The organism is Viridibacillus soli (assembly GCF_016612995.1).
Lineage (GTDB): Bacteria > Bacillota > Bacilli > Bacillales_A > Planococcaceae > Viridibacillus > Viridibacillus soli.
The window spans coordinates 56,943-76,274 of sequence record NZ_JAEOAH010000033.1; the positions used below are offsets into that span (position 1 = coordinate 56,943).

The 19,332-nt window shown below is 32.9% G+C and carries 16 protein-coding genes and 3 pseudogenes; 5 read left to right on the top strand and 14 right to left on the bottom strand.

All coding sequences use genetic code 11. The features are described from left to right. Positions 1-191: 191 nt before the first annotated feature. Positions 192-671 (bottom strand): HXXEE domain-containing protein, encoded by a 480-nt coding sequence (locus tag JFL43_RS17050; protein WP_200749989.1) that lies wholly within the window; start codon positions 669-671, stop codon positions 192-194. A 501-nt stretch (positions 672-1,172) separates the two neighbouring features. On the opposite strand from JFL43_RS17050, the gene JFL43_RS17055 reads away from it, so the two are divergent. Beyond that, positions 1,173-2,156 carry a hypothetical protein gene (locus JFL43_RS17055; protein WP_200749990.1) on the top strand — a complete coding sequence of 328 codons (984 nt, stop codon included), beginning with the start codon at positions 1,173-1,175 and terminating at the stop codon, positions 2,154-2,156. A gap of 280 nt (positions 2,157-2,436) precedes the next feature. On the opposite strand, the gene JFL43_RS17060 is transcribed toward JFL43_RS17055, so the two are convergent. Next, positions 2,437-3,348 carry a DMT family transporter gene (locus JFL43_RS17060; RefSeq protein WP_200749991.1) on the bottom strand — a complete coding sequence of 304 codons (912 nt, stop codon included), beginning with the start codon at positions 3,346-3,348 and terminating at the stop codon, positions 2,437-2,439. 119 nt (positions 3,349-3,467) lie between these two features. On the opposite strand from JFL43_RS17060, the gene JFL43_RS17065 reads away from it, so the two are divergent. Continuing rightward, complete coding sequence (locus JFL43_RS17065; RefSeq protein WP_200749992.1) at positions 3,468-4,805, top strand: aminotransferase-like domain-containing protein; 1,338 nt, start codon at positions 3,468-3,470, stop codon at positions 4,803-4,805. Between the two features lie 443 nt (positions 4,806-5,248). Then, a complete protein-coding gene (locus JFL43_RS17070) occupies positions 5,249-5,674 on the top strand; it encodes a hypothetical protein (protein WP_200749993.1) in 426 nt (141 codons plus the stop codon). A gap of 432 nt (positions 5,675-6,106) precedes the next feature. On the opposite strand, the gene JFL43_RS17075 is transcribed toward JFL43_RS17070, so the two are convergent. The 11 genes and pseudogenes from JFL43_RS17075 to JFL43_RS17120 form a co-directional block, all read right to left on the bottom strand. Next, complete coding sequence (locus tag JFL43_RS17075; RefSeq protein ID WP_200749994.1) at positions 6,107-6,385, bottom strand: hypothetical protein; 279 nt, start codon at positions 6,383-6,385, stop codon at positions 6,107-6,109. Between the two features lie 256 nt (positions 6,386-6,641). Then, complete coding sequence (locus JFL43_RS17080) at positions 6,642-7,025, bottom strand: VOC family protein (protein ID WP_200749995.1); 384 nt, start codon at positions 7,023-7,025, stop codon at positions 6,642-6,644. 217 nt (positions 7,026-7,242) lie between these two features. Next, positions 7,243-7,755: a GrpB family protein gene (locus tag JFL43_RS17085; RefSeq protein ID WP_200749996.1), complete on the bottom strand. Its 513-nt coding sequence runs from the start codon at positions 7,753-7,755 to the stop codon at positions 7,243-7,245. Positions 7,756-7,949: 194 nt separating this feature from the next. After that, the gene (locus JFL43_RS17090; protein WP_325166705.1) at positions 7,950-8,204 is read right to left on the bottom strand and encodes a GNAT family N-acetyltransferase; all 255 of its coding nucleotides are present in this window, start codon (positions 8,202-8,204) and stop codon (positions 7,950-7,952) included. Between the two features lie 66 nt (positions 8,205-8,270). Continuing rightward, positions 8,271-8,401 (bottom strand): annotated as a pseudogene (locus JFL43_RS23650) (IS1595 family transposase); the annotation flags it as partial. Between the two features lie 103 nt (positions 8,402-8,504). Continuing rightward, positions 8,505-9,065, bottom strand: a complete 561-nt coding sequence (locus JFL43_RS17100) for a GNAT family N-acetyltransferase (protein ID WP_200749997.1) — start codon at positions 9,063-9,065, stop codon at positions 8,505-8,507. Between the two features lie 574 nt (positions 9,066-9,639). Continuing rightward, positions 9,640-11,052, bottom strand: coding sequence for a YcdB/YcdC domain-containing protein (locus tag JFL43_RS17105; RefSeq protein ID WP_200749998.1), 1,413 nt, complete (start codon positions 11,050-11,052; stop codon positions 9,640-9,642). A 479-nt stretch (positions 11,053-11,531) separates the two neighbouring features. Continuing rightward, the gene (locus JFL43_RS17110; RefSeq protein WP_200749999.1) at positions 11,532-12,020 is read right to left on the bottom strand and encodes a hypothetical protein; all 489 of its coding nucleotides are present in this window, start codon (positions 12,018-12,020) and stop codon (positions 11,532-11,534) included. Positions 12,021-12,120: 100 nt separating this feature from the next. Continuing rightward, positions 12,121-12,219, bottom strand: a pseudogene (locus JFL43_RS22765) (IS1595 family transposase); the annotation flags it as partial. A gap of 791 nt (positions 12,220-13,010) precedes the next feature. After that, positions 13,011-15,908 carry a collagenase ColA gene (gene colA / locus JFL43_RS17115; protein ID WP_200750000.1) on the bottom strand — a complete coding sequence of 966 codons (2,898 nt, stop codon included), beginning with the start codon at positions 15,906-15,908 and terminating at the stop codon, positions 13,011-13,013. A 625-nt stretch (positions 15,909-16,533) separates the two neighbouring features. Then, positions 16,534-17,088, bottom strand: a complete 555-nt coding sequence (locus JFL43_RS17120) for a methyltransferase (RefSeq protein ID WP_200750001.1) — start codon at positions 17,086-17,088, stop codon at positions 16,534-16,536. Between the two features lie 189 nt (positions 17,089-17,277). Between JFL43_RS17120 and JFL43_RS23550 the strand changes: the two are divergent. Beyond that, positions 17,278-17,442: pseudogene (locus JFL43_RS23550) on the top strand (pentapeptide repeat-containing protein); the annotation flags it as partial. A 134-nt stretch (positions 17,443-17,576) separates the two neighbouring features. Here JFL43_RS23550 and JFL43_RS17130 read toward each other — a convergent pair. After that, positions 17,577-17,807: a hypothetical protein gene (locus JFL43_RS17130; RefSeq protein WP_200750002.1), complete on the bottom strand. Its 231-nt coding sequence runs from the start codon at positions 17,805-17,807 to the stop codon at positions 17,577-17,579. A gap of 552 nt (positions 17,808-18,359) precedes the next feature. Here JFL43_RS17130 and JFL43_RS17135 point away from each other — a divergent pair. Continuing rightward, complete coding sequence (locus JFL43_RS17135) at positions 18,360-19,172, top strand: aminoglycoside adenylyltransferase domain-containing protein (protein WP_200750003.1); 813 nt, start codon at positions 18,360-18,362, stop codon at positions 19,170-19,172. Positions 19,173-19,332: the final 160 nt, after the last annotated feature.

Genomic DNA, 19,332 nt, shown 5'->3' on the forward strand with positions numbered 1-19,332 from the left:
AAATTGGTGGATCAACACACCTGAATTGAAGTAAAATTAGCTGCTGTTTAAAATAGACAAGTTACTAAATTTGAAATGCAGTAATCCTGGCTCTTCAAATTGCATATCTTTGATCATCTTATTCCCCTACATAAAGAGAGTGAATTCAGTTCCTCATAAATCGATTCAACTTCGATTATTCTTTAGCTTTTCTAAAAAGTTATAGCTTTTCTCCCAACCTTAAATAAAAGTGGAATAAGTGCTAGTAAAGTAATACCCACCGCCATTGTTGAAAATATTAACTCTCTCCAAGCTAACTGATGGTTCTCGAATAAACGGAGAATAATGAGGGAGTTAATCGGAATATTCAGCATAATTCCTGTAACAAGACCTGGTGCATATTTTTTTAATGCTATTGTTGCAATGACATGAGGGAAAATAGCATTGAGAATCATTGAACCTAAAAAGCCAGTGAAAATCCATTTCGCTAAGTTTGACTCGGGTACATATAGATAATAGAAAGCTGATAAGTATGCAAGTGCAGTAATGACAATCACAGCAAAATGAAATTCACTAGCAGTAACTGATTTTTGAAACTTTGAAGGCTGTTGTGACCACTTAGGCAACCAAATAGCCTCTTCTATATTATGCAAAGTAATCGCAAAGCAAAATAATAATATGAACGAATCCATAAGCTACCTTCTTTCCTATATGAATTTCTAATATCCTTTAGTTAAAAATAAATATTCTTTCCCGCCTCATTATACACCAATATATCCCAAATTTAAATAACTCAAGATCATCTGATTTACCCTCTACTAATAAAAAATGAAACAAACAAAAAGTAGGCCTGAAATACACCACTCATGTAGTATATTTTAGGGCTGCTTGACGTTTACTTCCTATTTCATTATTTTTTCATCATAACCATTTTTTTAATAGAAATCTATTTTTTTCTTAACAAGGAAAAATTTTAAAAATGAAACGAATGTACTCATTATTAGAATTGTTGCTCTTTATTCTTCCTTTATAATTGTAGAAGAGAGGAGGAACTAAATATACTTTTCAAAAAGTTGGCAATTGTAGAACACCTACTGTTCTAATAACTGGAATTATTGTGCCTAATGTTCCTTATGCAGAAGCGGTAACATGCGGTATAAATATTAAAAAAATAGCTAAAAGAGAGGGTTTCTATGAAAAAACAAGTTGTAACAGCCATGATCTTAAGTGTTCCATTATTTATCTCTTCAGGAAATGTAGCTAGTGCTCAAACGAATGTTCCACAAAACGTAAATCTAGAAAATACTCCATTACAAAAAATATCTAATCAACAAAAGCAACAAATGCAAGTGGTGAATATTGAACATGCTGCTAGAGAAGCTATTCCAGGTTATGCAAGATTTATTCATGCCCTTGGAGAGACATCTACTGTAGGAGTAATTATCAATGATTTAAAATTAGTAGACGTGGAAGAAAAGTATGTAGATCCGGATTATCCTGTTCGATCTAAATTGATCGGAACTGGACCTGAAAAAGTAGTTCAATCAATAGATGAATATATATATAACGACCATCCTTCTGCTGAACTAACGAAATCACATACATTCCAACACGCTATCTCAAATACTTCGACATTAACAAAATCTATTACACATAGCCATAAAGCAGGTGTTAAATTTACTTATAAAGCAAAAGTTGACTTCCTTGTTGCAGGGTCAGAACTTGGTGCTGAAGTGGCATATGAATATACAAATTCTAATCAAAATGGGACATCTGATTCACAAACCTTTTCGAAAACGTTTAGTTCAACTGCATCCGCTAAATTACAGCCTATGTCACAAGGAAAATTGGTTTCAACTGTGTACACTTCACCAGCTGTGTATGAAATTAAAAGTCGTGGCTTCTTTACAGGATCCGTACAATTTTCATATGTATTAGCTAGTGACCCTGGTACACTTCAAAAGAGAACTGTATCCTTATATGAATTATTTACAAGAACGGACGAACAAACTGCAGATAAAATTGCTGATCAGTATCATATGTGGTCGTCAACATTTTGGAAGCCAGAAAATGGGGAAGCTGTTAACGCATTGTTATTTGAAGGTACTTCGATTTTAACTATTGATGAAAAATATCGTACGGAAACGCGCTTAACTGATATAAAGAAAACTAGATAAATAAGACCCGAATTATTTTAGAAAATGAAAATTAAAAAGCCGATTTTCTAAGCGTGGGAAAATCGGCTTTTTCTTTGTCGAAATTTGCTTAGCGTGTGTTTTATGTCATTTGGTTGTCCGGACCCCTATATAGGTTTTAATGAAATAAAGCTCCTTATAGTTGAAGATATTCAATCTTAGTAATTTAACCGATGTATGGCCATTCGTTTATACTACATCCAATATTATTAATGAACACAAAATTAGGAGTAGGTTAGATTTTAGAGCGATAGCTATATCTTTAAGCCTTCTTTACCCTATTACCATAATAACTTGTACCAACAATCCCTGTAATGATAACAGTGGCCCCTACTAGATGATAAAAGTGAAATTCCTCTTGTAAAAAAATAACTCCTGCTAATATCGTAATGAGTGTCGCGAAATTACTGAAAACACTCATATTAGACGCAGCCATTTTTGATAAGGCATAATTAGAAAGAAACGAAGTAATAAGTGAAGATAGGATACCTAAATAAAAAATGGCTAAAACAAAATCTATGTGCATTAAAGGTTGGAAGAAATGCTTCGTAGTACCATTGATGACATTCATACTAATGGCTATGCCATTAAACCCGATAAATCCAAAAAGTGTCATTACATACGTTAAGGTAAACAATGAATACTGTTGTGTTAACTTTCTTGCCAGAACATTATAGAGTGATGAAGCAATAGCTGATAACAAGATAAATCCACTTCCGATGAAGCTAACCGTAGCTGACCCTGCCCCGTTCATAATGAAAATAAAGATAACTCCAAGTACTGATAAACTAACACATATAAGCTGTTTAAAGGTTGGTTTTTCCTTCAATAATAAACTCGCCAAGATTAACGTAAAGATAGGAATAGTTGCTTGAATAATGCCCGCTTCCGAAGATGAAGTACGAGCTAGACCAAACACTTGAAAAGCAAAAAATAATATTGGATAAAGTAATGCTAAAGGTAGAATTCTCTGCAAATCCTTCCACCCTATTTGTAATTTGGTTTTACTAAAGAATAGAAAAATCGTTGCAACTATCAAAGCAATCGTAAATCGGTGTGCAAGTGTATCCAATGGACTGGCAATCGTGAGCGCTATTTTGACAAACATAAAGGAAAGCCCAATAATAATGGCATATATGATTGCTGCGATATATGCTTTTTTCATTTCTTTCATAAGATATTGCTCCTTTTCGATTAAGTCCGGCCGGTACAACTATCTTATTAAAAAATACATATTTAGACGACTATAAAAATACACATCTGTACCGATACAGATGTACAAGGAGGTTCAACATGCTTAAATATGAATTAATCTATAACGATTTATGGCATCGCATTTATAATGGTGACCTGTATTCTGGTGCGAAGTTACCCTCTATTCGACAATTATCACAACAGTTTTCTTGCAGTAAAAGTACTACACTAACGGCATTACAAAAACTGGAAGACCATCATTTGATTTACGCTATTCCGAAGAGTGGCTATTACGTGGTGGACCATCAAATACCACATAAACCAACTGTATCAAGTATCATAGACTTCGCCACTTCTTCTCCAACATGGCATGCGTTCCCTTATAAAGATTTTCAGCACTGCATTAACAAAGCCATTGATACTTATCAAACAGATCTATTTCAATATGGCACACCTAAAGGCTTATCCTCATTAATCACAGAGGCGAAGAAATTATTAGAATCGTATCAAGTATTTACAAATAACAGTAATATCTTTATTACTTCAGGCGTTCAGCAAGCGCTCTCTTTACTAAGCCTCATGCCCTTCCCTAATAAACGTAAAACCATACTTGTTGAACAACCAAGCTACCATTTATATATGGATTTTCTAAAAACGTATCAGTTGCCAGCTGTTGGCATTAATCGTTCTATAGATGGTATTAATTTAGAAGAACTGGAACAGATTTTTCGAACTAGAGAAATCAAGTTTTTTTATACTATGCCACGATTTCATAATCCATTAGGAACTTCTTATAGCAAAAAAGAAAAAGAAGCGATTCTCCATCTTGCCAATCAATATGATGTATATATTGTTGAAGACGATTATATGGCAGACTTTGAGTATAATTCAAAACGAGATCCATTATTTTCTATAGATCTCCATAACCGGGTTATTTATTTAAAAAGTTTTTCTAAAATCATGTTCCCTGGTCTACGTATAGGACTTGCCATTTTACCAAATGCTTTGATTAATATTTTTCAGCAGCATAAAAATACAACTGATATTGACAGTTCTATGATTTCACAGGCCGCCCTTGAGCTATATTTAAAAAGTGGCATGTTTGAACGATATCGTGCACAAGTACATGAGATTTATCATAATCGTGGAAAAATTCTTCAGCACGCGTTAAAAACATATTTACCTATGTATCCATCATCTTCAGAAATATGTATGCATAGCCATATCGTTTTTCCTAAAGAAGTAGATCTAAATCGAATAATCAGATATTTAAGCGAAAAAAACATTTTATTTAATCCAATTGAGCAAAACTATATAGATGACTTTTATCATGAGCGAATTTTAAAAATTAATGTTTCAACTATAGAAGATGATAAAATTGAAGTTGGTATTAAAGAAATTGCTTATTCATTAAACAACCTTAATAACTACTTTTAAAAATTTTTCATTCTCGGCGATACCCAATAAAGCTTCCTAGAATTTGTTTCATAATCACTAAAGTTCTTTTATCTAAATGAGCGTGTCAACATCATAAGTATAGAAATGAGTTCGTCACTATGGATTATTAAGCAGTGTCTTATATAACTACTATGTAGCAAGATTAGGATAAGCCTCTACTAACGCCTCCATTTATTTTCCTACTTGTGGTGATCTGGGAGATCTAATGGCAGAAGAGAAAAACCGTTTCTAAAGTAATTCGGTTTTTGAAGCGTTTTTAATAGCGTGTTGAATTTCCTAGTTCATCATATAATACTTCCACAGATTCGTAGTATTATTTTTCCTTTTACCCTCATACCTTGGCATAATGGGTTTGCCATTTTGTATTGAGTGACAATAATTCATTTTAGTTGGAATATTATTGAATAATAGGAGGTGAATATTTGAAGAAAATCGGATTTCATTTACTACTATTTAATTGTGCTTTAGCGGTTTTTAGCTTTACATCGTTTCTTTTGAATTTCCATCCATCTGGCTATGCATTTTCAGTTACAGATTCCATTGTCGAAGTTACAAAGGGCATAATGTCCCCTCAAAAAATTCAGTTTCCCATTTCAGACGCTAATGCAGTATCGCTTATTAAAATAGAAATGGCCATTATTAAACTAGTTAATCATTGGTTAATTTATTCGGTTTTCTTATCGATATTGATTGCAGGAATTTTGGGCTTTTTCAAATTGACATATAGATTCAATCTAAACCTCATCACTTACACTATTATTTATACCTTTGTATTCATCATAGTTATTGCAGTTGGATTTGATATATTTAATGATCATATTACCTACATTGATACTTTAGTAAAATAAAAACGCTTGAATTTATGTACAAGCGTTTTTAATGCTGTCAAATTAGTTCATTAATAGAACCATAATAAATACGGTATTTCTTTCCCTTTTACAAGCGCATTCAAATTTGTTAACGATTGTTCCATTGCTTTCCGCTTCTAAGTCAATAGATATTAGCGTTTGTAGTGCGTCCACTCAATAAGAAAACGCCTAAAATGGGATAATATTTTAGGTCGTTAGGATATCAGCAGTTTTTTATGTTAGATTATTATGAGCACTCGGAATTAAAGTAAAAGTTAGTTTTCCTTCACTCTTCAAACTAGTGAATTTCCAAAGTGATCCGAGTGCATACCATTGCAAAAGGTTGACCTCGGCCAATTCAATATTACATGGTTAATTTATTCATAAAATAAAAACTTGATTCTATTATTACATCAGAATCAAGTCTTTATTTTACGCTACCATTTTTTTCTTCAAAACATCTTCTAATTTACGTTCGCACTTGATTTGATAACTCTGTCGACTTAACTTCTCGTAATTAAATCGACCAATGATTTGTCTAACATCTTTATCGTGTACAATCAGTTCTTTCAATTCGCCATCTTCTAATAAAGCTATATACCAGTTATGTTTTTTTAATGCCTCGATATTTTTTGAAATATCTTCTTCATCTGGTTTAAGGAACGGTAAATAAATAATTAAGTTTAATGCATCAAGAATGAGTACCGCCATTACATAATCTCCTTTGAATTTATACTATTTACTTTATATACGTGTCAGACAATACAAAGTTTCACATTACTAGATAATAGCATTATTTCAACATTGCTCCTTTTCTAGTATTCCTAGATAATTTATCACCTACCGCATTGTCTAATTGAACTGTTTCAATACGTCCACGACCTAAAATTGCAACCGTTGCCTTCGTTCCATCTCTTGTAACTAATACTCGCTCTTGTTCTTTATCATTTCAATAATCCCATTGAATTTACTCAACAGAAGAGCAAATTTCAATATAGTGTCCGTCTGGATCTGCTATATATGCAACTGTTTGTCCCCATGGCTTTGTTACAGGTTCTTTTATGATTGTCACACCTTGCTCCCGAAGAATTTCGATTGTAGCTGGAACATCCTCTACAACAAACCCAACCTCGAATGTTTGTGTTGAAACAGATGCTTCAGGGACATCTAATCCTATTTCCTCTTTTACAGACTTACGCGTATTAATCGATAATGTTGTAGCACCTGTAACAAATTCAACATATGTACCTTGCTGCATCTTGACAGGTAACTGAAGAATACCTTTGTAGAAATCCATAGACTTTTCAAAATCATTCACATATAAGATGACATATTTCATTGTTAGCTTCATTTTTTCCACCCTTATCATTTAATTTTATTAGACCTTGATAATTCTATTTTGTTCAAAATACTACTACATGTAAACATTTATTAATCTATAAGTCAGAGAAATAGGCCAATTTTACTCGTACTTTTTTATTTTTAAAATTGTTGTTTAGTATAGAAAAGAACCTAATATCGGCCAGTTCAATTCCATTTTACACCATAAGTTTCTATCCTTTAACGTATTAATCTTTATGCAAAAACCATTTATACGCTCGTTTTTCTAATTCATTTACATAGTCTTTTTTTGCTTTACTATATTCTCTGGTATCATCATATTCCGAAGTTAGTACCGTCTTTACATGGTTATAGCCATCTACTTCTAAAGGATGTGTTCGTAAATAATCTCGAACTACTAAATGACGTTCAATATGAGGATTATCAAATTGATACATATGAATATGATGTGTTCGATTTTCTCCACCTTTTCGGTATAACCTTCTACCATTAATACCCCATTCCCCAGCCACATCATAGCCATTTGCTAGTAGAATGTCATTGAAGGGCTCCAAATCATCAATACACTTAACAATCCCTATCATATCAATAACAGGTTTTGCTTTCATTCCCTTTACAGCAGTACTACCAAAATGTTCAAACTGAATCTCTATATTTTTCAAAATACTTTTTAAAAATGTCGCCTCTTTTTCAAATTCTTCTTGCCAATGTTCTTGATAATTAGTTAATCTAACCTTCATTGTAGTCACTTCCTGGCCATTAGTTAAATGGAATTTTCACTATTATTTCCAACACTTAATATAGGGAGTAAAAACAGCTGATGATTTTATTTAATCCGAAGGCTGTGTTTAACGTTACTATTAATTATTAGATAAAATTAAGGGAAACCCAAACTAGTAAGGTTTCCCAAGCCTTGTTGAACTAAGGCTATCTGTTAGTCTAATAAAGTCTTTTCAAGAATTATTTTGTGTAATCCTTCTTCATTAATATAAGCATCAATGACATCGAAGCCATTTTTGATATTTAATATCAACATGCTACGCCATCTATTCATTGTTTTTGTTTGAATAACTTTATAACCATACTCTTTTACATATTGATGTTGCTGTTCCATTAACTTAGAAGCAATTCCATGTTTTCTGTAATCAGCATCTGGAATGGTGTTAAAAACAAGGAATTTAAAGTCCAAAGGTAATTCTCCTTTCAATAAGTCATTAATCTTTGAGTTATTGCTAACCTATTTGTTGAAGAAGAACTAAACATTGAATTTTGACAGACGCAAACTCTCATAAGTATCTGTCTTTTCAAATACAAATGATGTTAATAGAAATTCTTTAATGTTATGTTTAGTGCTTTCATTACATCGGCTACCACAAACAAGAACCAATCAAATAGCTACTTTTATCAGCCTTTGTTATAAATTATCAACATTCACAGTCTATTCTTTAAAAATCTATATTTGTTTTAGACACTTTAATCCAGAATGATTTTAGCAGTTATCAAAATCTTGTTTTAACAATGAATACATATATAAATCATCAAATTTACCACAAGTAAACTCATAATTTCTTAATAAACCTTCTCTTATAAAGCCATTCTTTTCTGCTAACTTTTGAGATGCGATATTAGGAGGTTCAATTAACGCTTCTATTCTTTGGAGATTAAAATGTTCAAATCCATATCTTATTACAGCTTCAAAAGCCTCACTGGCAATACCTTGTCCCCAGTAATCTTTACTTAATTCAGTTCCGATTTCAGTGCGGTAATGTTGGGGAACACTATTAAGAAAGCCACAGCTACCAATTACTTCCCCTTGGCCTTTCAAAGTAATTCCCCATCTAATTCCTGTGCCCTTTTCAACTATTGATTGATACCATAAAATCTCACTCATTGCATCCTCGATTGTGTTAAAAGGATCTAATCCAACGTGCTTCATTACATCTTTATCAGATAAATATTTCAAAACACTACCAGCATCGTCTTTTGTAACTTTTCTTAATATTAATCTATTAGTTTCAATTACAGGAAATGCACTAACTTCTATTTTCATAATAAACTTCCCCCTAGTTTTTACATTTACTTCTATATTATACTTACTATAGTTTAATCTTAATTCCATTATAACGCCATTTTCCAGAAGAACATTTGATGAGAAAGAAAAAAATTACATTTTTAAACATTTTCCAATTCCATATAGATAACTCATACATCCTCTACAAGTACCATCACCATCAATACTTATATCAGTTACATCGATTGACTATCGAATTGTCTAACGTAATTATCAAAATGTTCTTCTCAATAGTCATAAAAACTATCAGGTGTGTTGATTAACCAATTTAAACCATTAGCATTAAAGTTTTAGGTTGATTTCCGCTACGGGATGCTCGCTTTCCACCGGCAAGCACCCTCCGCTACAATCAACTAAAAAATGTAGTAACATAAGAACATAAAAAACCATTTTAACGGTAAATAACAACCTAATGTTCCCCTAATCAACACACCTGAAAAACTATCAATCTATGCTAATCGTTATAGCCAGTTTGTTCAACTAACCCTATTCCTTCATCTTTTTTACCATCTCGGATTAAATAAAGCCTGCTTCGCTTAGCAGGCTCTCTTTATCAATATAAATCTTTTTTTACAATGATCCTACCATCTTCTGCTTCAATAAACGCGAAATCGCCTTCGAGACTAGGATACACAGGTATGTAAACGAGCTGATAATAGCCTTCTGAGTCATCAGTATATTTCTTCTGCCATTGCAGTTCGACATTAAACAAGCTGGTGAATAATTCTTTTGCCTTTTCCTCTGAAACAGTAGGTTCGGAAGGAAGAGCTGCGATTAATTCAGGTTGGATATCAGGTCCGAGATAATGATTTATCTGTCCGGTGGTTCGATTGATAGTTATGCATGTAAATCCGTATCTGAAGTCAATGCCCCCATGATACAATTCAAAGTGAAACCATGCATTTGTTTCGTCTTCTTCCGTTTCTGACTTCATGCGGAAAAACTGATCAGCTTGCGGGTAAAGTTTATATAAAAACTGCAAGGCGATGTCCTCACATTCATTCAGGCTTAATTGTAATGCTCCTTTACGTTCCAAGAAAGAAAATGCACCTTTTAATTGACCGCTCTCTTTATCAGTCCTGATTTTAATCGTATTATCATTTCTTTGTTTGAAAAAGCCGTCTATACTGTGATCAGAAAGTTTAGGTTCTTCTTCAGCGATTCGCCAAACTGTACCAATCGAATTACCCATGTCCTGCTCGCGAATTTGTTGGAAAATGGACCGATCCAATCCGATAAAAGCATCTACATCCTTCGCTGCTGCTTTCGTTGGTTTAGGTAACGGGATGAGCTGACTTGAAATCTCTTCTTCCCTTTTGATTTCTGGAGCTTTACCATCAGCTAGTAGTTGATGGCTTCTCAAGTTTGGTTCAAACATGAGATGGGGCAAATTATCGCCAGCCTCATACACTTCATCGCTAAGAACGGCAATCGTTGTTTTCATGACCAATTCATTTAATAACGTGCTTCTTGCCTCGTCTTTATGTATGATCTTTTCAGGATGGATAATCTTTTCTGCTACTCCATCGTAACGAAAGCGCACAATTTCACCGCTCTTTGTTATATCAACAAAAAATCCGGTGTGGGGAAGGAATAACTCTAATTCATTTTGGCTATATGTAAACTGCAGTTTATCGTCCTGTCTTTCTTTCATTTCTTCAAGGGTAAATTGCTCGAGTGCATTTGGATAATGATCAAGAACAAATTGCAAGGCAAGTTCCTGTAAATGTTCGTTCGGTAAGGAATCTTCTTTGCTTTTCGAGGAAGTATCCTTTGTCAAATCAGTTAGATGACCATCTCCGTCTAATTCAATCCAAATACCATTATCTTCATCATGTGGGTCTTTCCATAGAAAAGTAGCACGGCTGTCCGCCTCGTTTTCTCGGTAATCTTCAATTTCAAGCTCGTATTCAGTTGGGATGCCACCAATCGCTTGTGCTTTTTGCTTTAATTGTTCGTTTAACATACACATCTTCCTTTCGATTGCACGTTCTACTGCAATTCAAAATAAATTCCACGTCTATTTAGAGTTAAGTAAACAAGGGGTTTCACTGTGTCGATTGAGTAACTTATAATGTAAGAAATCTCCTGAAATGTATAGCCAAAGGGATTTCCCAGCACTATTGTCCACTGATATTTTTCGTTTAAAGATTCAAGCGTTTCTTTAAATAATATCGGGCAAAGCGATTCAAAGTTGAGAAGCGAATTTCAATCCGATTTTAGCAGACTTGATGATCTCCAGCTTGCACATTTTTGGTATGAAAGATTAAGCCTATGTTCTAAAAGATTGTCGCTAAAACATAAACGACCATTTCTGAAACGATAATATCGATAATTAGTCAAAAGCAAAGGCCCCCACGATGAAGCCCATTATTTTGGTTTATTCTACTGTTAACGGACCCGTTACTTAAAAAAGAAAAAATAAGCTTCACTGAATTATATTATCTAACCGTGGATGGAGACAGTTTCTCCAAAAGAAAGCCCCAAATAACTATATTTTATAATAACCTTGGATATTTCTTTATTGTAGAAAACTGTTAATCCATAGCTTTTATCACTTTCAGTAGCAGTGCCATTATTTGCTTTTTCTAACTGTGTTGATGGAGAGGTTTTCGATTGGATTTTTACATCCTCTATATTTATAAATTCATAATCTCTTTCCTCACCATCAATATCATCAGAAATAATAAAGCCTTTTAATGGATTACTTAGCTGTATTTTTTGTTTTAATGGTTTTTCATTGTTATTAATTAACACCTCCTTAATCTGAACATCACTAAAACTTTTATTTCCTATTACAACGACTACTGTATGTTTGTCGCCTGATGTAGCGATTGTTCCACTAACTAAAGGTGGATTGGATTTAACTAAAGAAAAAATTCCAATCGATATAATTGCAAACATTAGCACTAAAATCAAAGGTTTTTTTTTCAATTTATTCAACACCTCCATCGTTAATATTTTACCACAATAAACCATTTCTCCACTGAACTCTTGTGCCCCGATAGTGAAATAAGCCATATCAATTACATATTAGAAAGCTATTGAGATATTTTATTGCTACACCATTAAATCGTTCTATCCAGTCTTTTAATTGTCGCTGATAACTATTGACATGCTGAACGTGATAGATTTTTTGATGGACTTATTCTTTGTTGCGCTCATTACTAGCTTCAGTCTTACCCTTTAATAGCTGCGATTTTTTTATAGTTCGTTGCCACATCTGTCCGTAGCCATTCGAGCTCCAGAAACGTATATCATGACAGACGCAGAAGTAGCTTTATAAAAAAATCTATCGAGAGTATCCTCATTTTACAGCAAACAAAAAGAATCCATTTTGAAAAAAGATTGATCAAAATGGATTCTTTCTTGTGATTTAGTATACAGTTTTAATAAAATAGTTTGATTATTTTTAGTGAACCTTATTATACGAAAACACCCGTTAGTTCAATAAAAAGCTTTTTCTACATTTGAATTGGTTCCACCTAATAATCTCCACATCATTTATATCAACTTCTCCAAGGCTTAATAAGCGTGGTATAAAGGGGATTAGTCCAAATCTATTTCCCTTTTCTTTTTCAATCTTATAATACTCAATTGTTGTTCTTCTTTAATTTTTATACATAAGCTTGTAATTGCCTCATAAACATGAAATGGATGTAAAGGTAGAAGGTGAAGAACATCATTCCACAAACAATTCCATTTAGGAACTTGTTTTTTCAGTAGCTTTGATCTCTCGGAGTGGTCAAAATGCTTTTTAGTGTATACCTAATACAACTGAGGATAGATTTTACCTAAAGCATTCAATGGATTAAGTGTGTTGCCTATCATCTCTTTAGAAATCATATGATATTTAATCTTGCACTATGGCACCTCTACCTCTACTATTGAAACTAAAACTTTCGTATACACTTAAAAATATAATTATTGTACTTTTACTGTATATGTCCCGTTTTCATTATCAAATTTATAAATATATAAATAATACTTTCCTGGTTCCGCTTTATATTTACCTTTTATAATATTTCCATCCTCCTGTCCATATGATGCGTAATTTTGCATATCAGACTCATGATAAAGTACCCATGTCATTCCAATTTGATTTTCATTTACGACAGAAATATCTATTTCTTTTGGAGACGTAACATCGAATTTGTATACATCCGTATCATCACCATCAATCAAACTACCTTTTAGGAGCATATTAAATGGAATCATATTCGCTTCTTCTGGATGATTATTTGGTTCTATCTCTGTTTGTGCTCCTTTCCCTACAGTTACAATTGCTTGATCTTTACTTTCTATTCCCTTATCATCTTTCACTTTTAATGTCACATCATATGTTCCTGCTTGCTCGTATACATGAGTAGGGTTTGCCTCTTCACTTGTTTTTCCATCACCAAAATCCCAAAGGTAAGAAACTATTTCCCCATCCTCATCTTTTGAACCATCGCTCTTGAACTGGATTTTTTCATTTTCGACTCCAGCATATGGACCATTCATATTTACAATAGGTGCTTGATTTTCTCCATTATCCGTCGCAACGCCGTGGAAAACAATATCATATTCAAACTGGTTTGCTGCATTCAAACGGTAGTTTACAAAATACGCTGTCACTGTTTTATAGCCACTCCACTCTTTTTGCGACAGTTGCTCCAATACTTGGTTCACTTGTTTACTCATCGTTTTCCAATCTTTATATTCACCTTTTGTTTCACTACCTACATACGTACCTTCGACTGTAAATGTATCAAAAAATTGAGACTTATGTTTTGTAATTTTTGCATCTTTTACGTTAGCAACATCGGCAATTTCTCGCTCCACTTCTTTTAACGCTTTTGGTTTATGTTCCGCAAAATAATCCTCTGATACTTGTGGCACATCGTATTTTTCTTGATTATCAATCAATTGCTGCATATAGGCTTGGTATTCCGTATTCAGTTGTGGATCTTTACTTAAAGCGTCACGATACGCATCATAACTTTTCACATCGTTCGCACGAATTAAATCTTGAATTCTATCAAATGTATCAAATTGATGATTATACATATAAGACTGTAATGCAAATGAATAGTTATAAAAATCCCATGATCCATATTTTGCAAACATTGTCTGCTCGGCTGTATAGCGTTGTGATGGTTCATCTGATAATCCACTAATAATACTCTTACGTGGAACAACATCATTTGTACGTGTTGATCCTGCAAAGAATTCTGCATTTCCTTCCTGGAACCATGTCAATCGTTCATTTTGATACATATCTCCTGTTCCGAATAAACCAGGAACCTCGTATCTTCCTTGTAAATAATGTGTAAACTCATGGCGGAACAACTCTTCTAAACTATAAATACTTTGCTCCGGCGTACGTTCATATGTAAAGAAAGTCCCCTTCTCTTCAATATAAATACCACCATTATTTGTTTCATACCCGTACAATTGACGGTTTAATTGATATTGATCCGGAGTGTCATAAATTACAACTGTTAATACATCATCAGCATTGCCTTGTTCCAATGCTTTATCATTACCAATTACACGGTGGTATTGTGCTTTTACTTCTTTTGCAGCCCAGTATAATCTTTGAACTTTGTCTTCCGTTACTTTATCTCCCGTTTTAAATACAATTGATCCATCATCAAATGTATATGTTTTCGGTAAATACTGCTTCTTTCCTTCTTCACGTATTTTCGGCAAATCTACGGTATTTCCACTATAGTCTTTTCCGCCATAATTTGTTGTAATTTGCTCTACTGCAACAAAATAAGCTTCACTTAAATGAGGGTACATATGCATCGCTTGGGTAACAACTTCTAAACCTTTATTCGGATTACTATGGAAGCTGCCTAAACGCCCTGCATAATAAATGCCATTATTAATTAACCAACTATTGTCATCTGTCACATTATGCATAAGGGCAATTTTATTAACTTCATTTATGAAGCTATCAATCTTTCCATACCACATCGTCGCATTAGGTTCTTTACGTGTCTCTTGCAAATAGGACTGCATGTCATAATCAATCCCTTTTATTAATTCATATATAGCTTGTCCTTTTAAAGGATCGCTTTCATATGTAGAGAGATTTCCGTTATACTGTTTTAAAATTTTCGCAGCATACTGAACTGTTTCTGCATCACTAGAAGCATTACCTATTAATTTTCCATAGGCGGATACCACTTTATCTTGCTCATCTGTACCAAGTTTAAAGTTTGAATTCTTAGCCATTTCCTTTAATGCTGATAAACACTTATCGTGGAAACTTCTTTCGTTTAAATAACCTAGTTCGTTATTATAAAATGCTACATAAAAAGCAGAACGCAATAGCTCAACAAATGTATCAATCCCCTTTGAATCATCTTTCGTAAAAGAACTTCCCCTTTTTCCTAATTCATTGATGATAACTTGCATGCGTTCTTTATTTTGATAAAAAACTTTTGTTTCCTCACTGAATTGGAATAAGTCTGTAATTTGATTCCAACGAATATTTCCTAGCGTATCAATTAGCTCACTATCACTCATTCTATTAAGCTCTGCCATCGAGTACTGTTCCTGCAACTGCTTCGTTTCAGCACGTTTTAAAATTGGAGCTGGGTGTTGCGAAAAATCTCCAATTTTCAAACGTTTTTCAAATGATAATGTTTCATCAGCCTTTGTAGAATGTACAATTTCGTCTTGCGGAGTTACTATACCAACAGGTTTCATTTGTAATACATTATAAGGCGTTTTTTCTGCTGCTGATACTTCTGCCTGTAACCCGCCTAATGATAGTGCCATTGTACTAACCCCAATTAACACTTGATTAAATTTTAATTTTTTCTTCATAATAAGCCCTCCTATGGTACTATATTGATGCTTTGGTACTATATTGCTCTCCTAAAAATAACATATTATGTGAATAAATCAATATAAAATGTTATATTTAGTAATATTTTCTTGTATAATTTGAACACTAAGACACAATTAGACCATAAAAACTGGTACCCCTCTATGTTCTATTCATGTATGAGTAAGCTAAACTTTTCTTTAACATAAAAAAAGAATCCGAAATTCGGATTCTTTTTTAAATGTTAAAGCGAACTTTTATAGCATTTTGATAAAAATATATAGAAAAATTTTAATATTATTCTAATTAGAGCCTTGTCTTATACGTTGTGATGCCACTTCCAGGAGTTAAATATACATAGACGTCTTATTAGCGCTTAATAGAGCTTTCAATTCAATGGACTTGGCTTATATATACTTCATCTACATCCTTTTTAGATTAGTAGTATTAGTATGTCAAAGTTAGATAGTTTTTTCGCACCAGAACCAAGATTTCTCTTGTATTTAATTGTTGGTGGTTTTACAAGCTCTATCACTTTTATTATACCAAAAATTGTATGTATCAGCGAAGCCGGTTCTTATATGAATGATAGGGACCTGTTGGCATGTTTAAGTTAGCATCCTACTATTCTACATGTAACGCAATATTGGATACGATTGCTTCAGCAGCATATTCCCATCTACCATCCATTAGCTGTCCCATTTTTTGACCTAACTCCTTCAAGACTTCTGGAGTAAGAGGGATACCATTATACTGCGCAATTAGGGCCAATAATGGTGCTGATATAACCGTCCAGCCGCCACGATCAATTTGAATATCAATTTTTTTTATTTCATTATTTTCTTTTTCAATTCGATAATAGAATTGATCATCTGGACGATAACTTAAATGATGAGAGATTTGTCCATTCACAATGGTTAAATTTTTACTTTTCGAAATGTAAGCTGGTTTTACGTTAAATTCATGATCAAACACTTTTAATTTTTTTACTTCTGGACCTGTCAATGCTGCTTGGACTGCTACATCCATATTATTCAAAATAAGTGGTGTAACATCTTCTTGCTGCGTTTGCATAATTGGTTCATTATTTGCAGCAAAAGTCGAAGATACTGGTAGTATAGTCGTAACAAATGTCGTAGCCAGAACCGTAGCTGTCAATCCTTTTACAAATGGTTTCATTTTTTCCGTCTCCTTTTGTTGTAAAAAATTCATATTTTTATCAAATATGTATTACAATTCAGATTCTAACATTAAATTAATAAGGTTACAATAGTTTGATAAAGAAAATTCCGAAAAGTATGACTTTTTTCGACAAAATTTAAAAGAGAAAGATCTCGGCCAATTCATGGTTGACGAAGATGTAACCTAACAGAAGCGAACCTTACAAATACTGATCTCCGTAGAGCTAATTTGGCCCAAGCAGAACTAAGAAAAATGACAATGGAATTAAAACTTTATTATATTTTCAACAGCTTTATTGTTCGTGAACAGATGCTAGAACGACCATTACCAACTAGATGGTCAAAGAAATAAATCCTGACATTTATGTGACTCTGCTATTATTTATATTGATTGATTTATTTACATTTGAAATAAAATTAAAAATGTCACAATCTATGAGATTGTGACATACCTAAAATTATATAATTCCTTATCTTTCACATATTTCAACCTCGTCTATACTCTTTAATTCCTAATATAAAAAATACAATCCCTACAAAAAATGATATTGAATAAATTGCTGTTAACTCTAATGGCAAAATCTTGAATGTTGCTCTGATCAATTCTGAATCTAAATTATCACTTTTTGCTAAAAGTATTGATACTGAAATATATTTTACACTAAAAATAATTGCAGATATAAGGAAAAATATACTACTCACCAAAATTTTTTTCACATTATTACCTCCCTCGCAAAATTTAATAACACATTAAAATTCAATATGAAGAACAACCATCTTTTCTTGCTTCTTATAAGTAAGAATAATGGATAGAATTACAGCATTATCAAGATACACCAATAGAAGATAATCTAACTCTATTCTGCATTCTAAACAATGTTCCAATCGAAAAACACTTATGTCTTTGTGACGTAGAGGAAATGAACTAAAAACATTCAAGTGGCTCACAGAAGATTATATCGAACATATGGGACATCATATTCAAAAGAAAATCTTAATATAATAGATATTGTATAATTGAAATAGGCAAAAACCATTTTGTTGAATCACTCCGTCAAAATGGTTTTTTTTAGATTTTATACCTTCCACTAGCCTTCTTTTTTGTCGTTTTATTCATTTACACAGAATATTTTACGCTCTCTCACGTAAGGCTAAGAGGTTAGAAGATGAAAATGAATGTTGAGTAGAATGCTTTACGTTAATTTTACCATATTATTATTTACATAAAAGTAATTTATTGTTTATACTCTAATTGAAAGGAGCGATTTTATGGATTCAAAAATCCCAATACCAGTCCAAAATATTCTAAGTGAGTATATTTCCTTGTTTCATGAACGAATTCCCAATACCCTTGAAGGATTATATTTACACGGTTCAATAGCTCTTAATGCTTATATAAATGGCTCTAGCGATATTGATTTCATTGCAATTGTAATCCGACATTTAACTGAAGCAGAGGTGAAAATAGTATCTGAAATTCACCGAGAATTACAAGATAAATATAAAAAAACGGGCATGGATGGATGCTACCTTCTTTGGGAAGACATAGGTAAAAAGCAGACTGAAACAAGGCAATGTTTATATGTAAACGACGGCAAGATAGATTGGAGTAATCATGTTATTAATCCGATTACTTGGTGGATTCTAAAAGACAAGGGAATAAGCATTATTGGTCCTGAAATAACTTCATTTCACTTTGATGTTAATGAGAATATTCTGGCTGATTACGTACTAACTAATATGAACACCTATTGGTTAAATCGAATAAAAACAATTAAAAGATTCAAAAGAATAGTTCATCTATTACCCAATAAATTAGTAGATTCGGAAATACAATGGTCAATTACTGGAATGTTACGCCAATTCTATACGCTTAGAGAACATGAAATCGTTTCAAAAGTAGACGCGAGTAAATATGCAATCGATCATATGCCAGTAAAATGGCATAACATCATCAAAGAAGCGATAAGTATTCGGGAAGGATTAAACATACGGTACTGTGATTCTAAGAAACAACGGGTTAATGAAACAATACAATGTATGAACTACATACTTAATTATTGTAACAGGCGTCTTTATTAACCGTTCTTATCCATTAATATTAAAGTGGTAGGTTGATTTCCGCTACGGGTTGCTCGCTTTCCGCGAGCTAGCACCCTCCGCTACAATCAACTAAAAAATGCAGTAAAATAAGTTAATATCTAACATAAAAAACCATTTTAACGGTAAATAACAACCTAAT

Bases quoted from the DNA above. Each gene is read 5' to 3' on its own strand.
- JFL43_RS17135 (WP_200750003.1), top strand. From the start codon at position 18,360: ATGGATTCAAAAATCCCAATACCAGTCCAAAATATTCTAAGTGAGTAT.
- colA (WP_200750000.1), bottom strand. From the start codon at position 15,908: ATGAAGAAAAAATTAAAATTTAATCAAGTGTTAATTGGGGTTAGTACA.
- JFL43_RS17060 (WP_200749991.1), bottom strand. From the start codon at position 3,348: ATGAAAGAAATGAAAAAAGCATATATCGCAGCAATCATATATGCCATT.
- JFL43_RS17120 (WP_200750001.1), bottom strand. From the start codon at position 17,088: ATGAAACCATTTGTAAAAGGATTGACAGCTACGGTTCTGGCTACGACA.
- JFL43_RS17075 (WP_200749994.1), bottom strand. From the start codon at position 6,385: ATGGCGGTACTCATTCTTGATGCATTAAACTTAATTATTTATTTACCG.
- JFL43_RS17105 (WP_200749998.1), bottom strand. From the start codon at position 11,052: ATGTTAAACGAACAATTAAAGCAAAAAGCACAAGCGATTGGTGGCATC.
- JFL43_RS17065 (WP_200749992.1), top strand. From the start codon at position 3,468: ATGCTTAAATATGAATTAATCTATAACGATTTATGGCATCGCATTTAT.
- JFL43_RS17055 (WP_200749990.1), top strand. From the start codon at position 1,173: ATGAAAAAACAAGTTGTAACAGCCATGATCTTAAGTGTTCCATTATTT.
- JFL43_RS17085 (WP_200749996.1), bottom strand. From the start codon at position 7,755: ATGAAGGTTAGATTAACTAATTATCAAGAACATTGGCAAGAAGAATTT.
- JFL43_RS17080 (WP_200749995.1), bottom strand. From the start codon at position 7,025: ATGAAGCTAACAATGAAATATGTCATCTTATATGTGAATGATTTTGAA.
- JFL43_RS17050 (WP_200749989.1), bottom strand. From the start codon at position 671: ATGGATTCGTTCATATTATTATTTTGCTTTGCGATTACTTTGCATAAT.
- JFL43_RS17100 (WP_200749997.1), bottom strand. From the start codon at position 9,065: ATGAAAATAGAAGTTAGTGCATTTCCTGTAATTGAAACTAATAGATTA.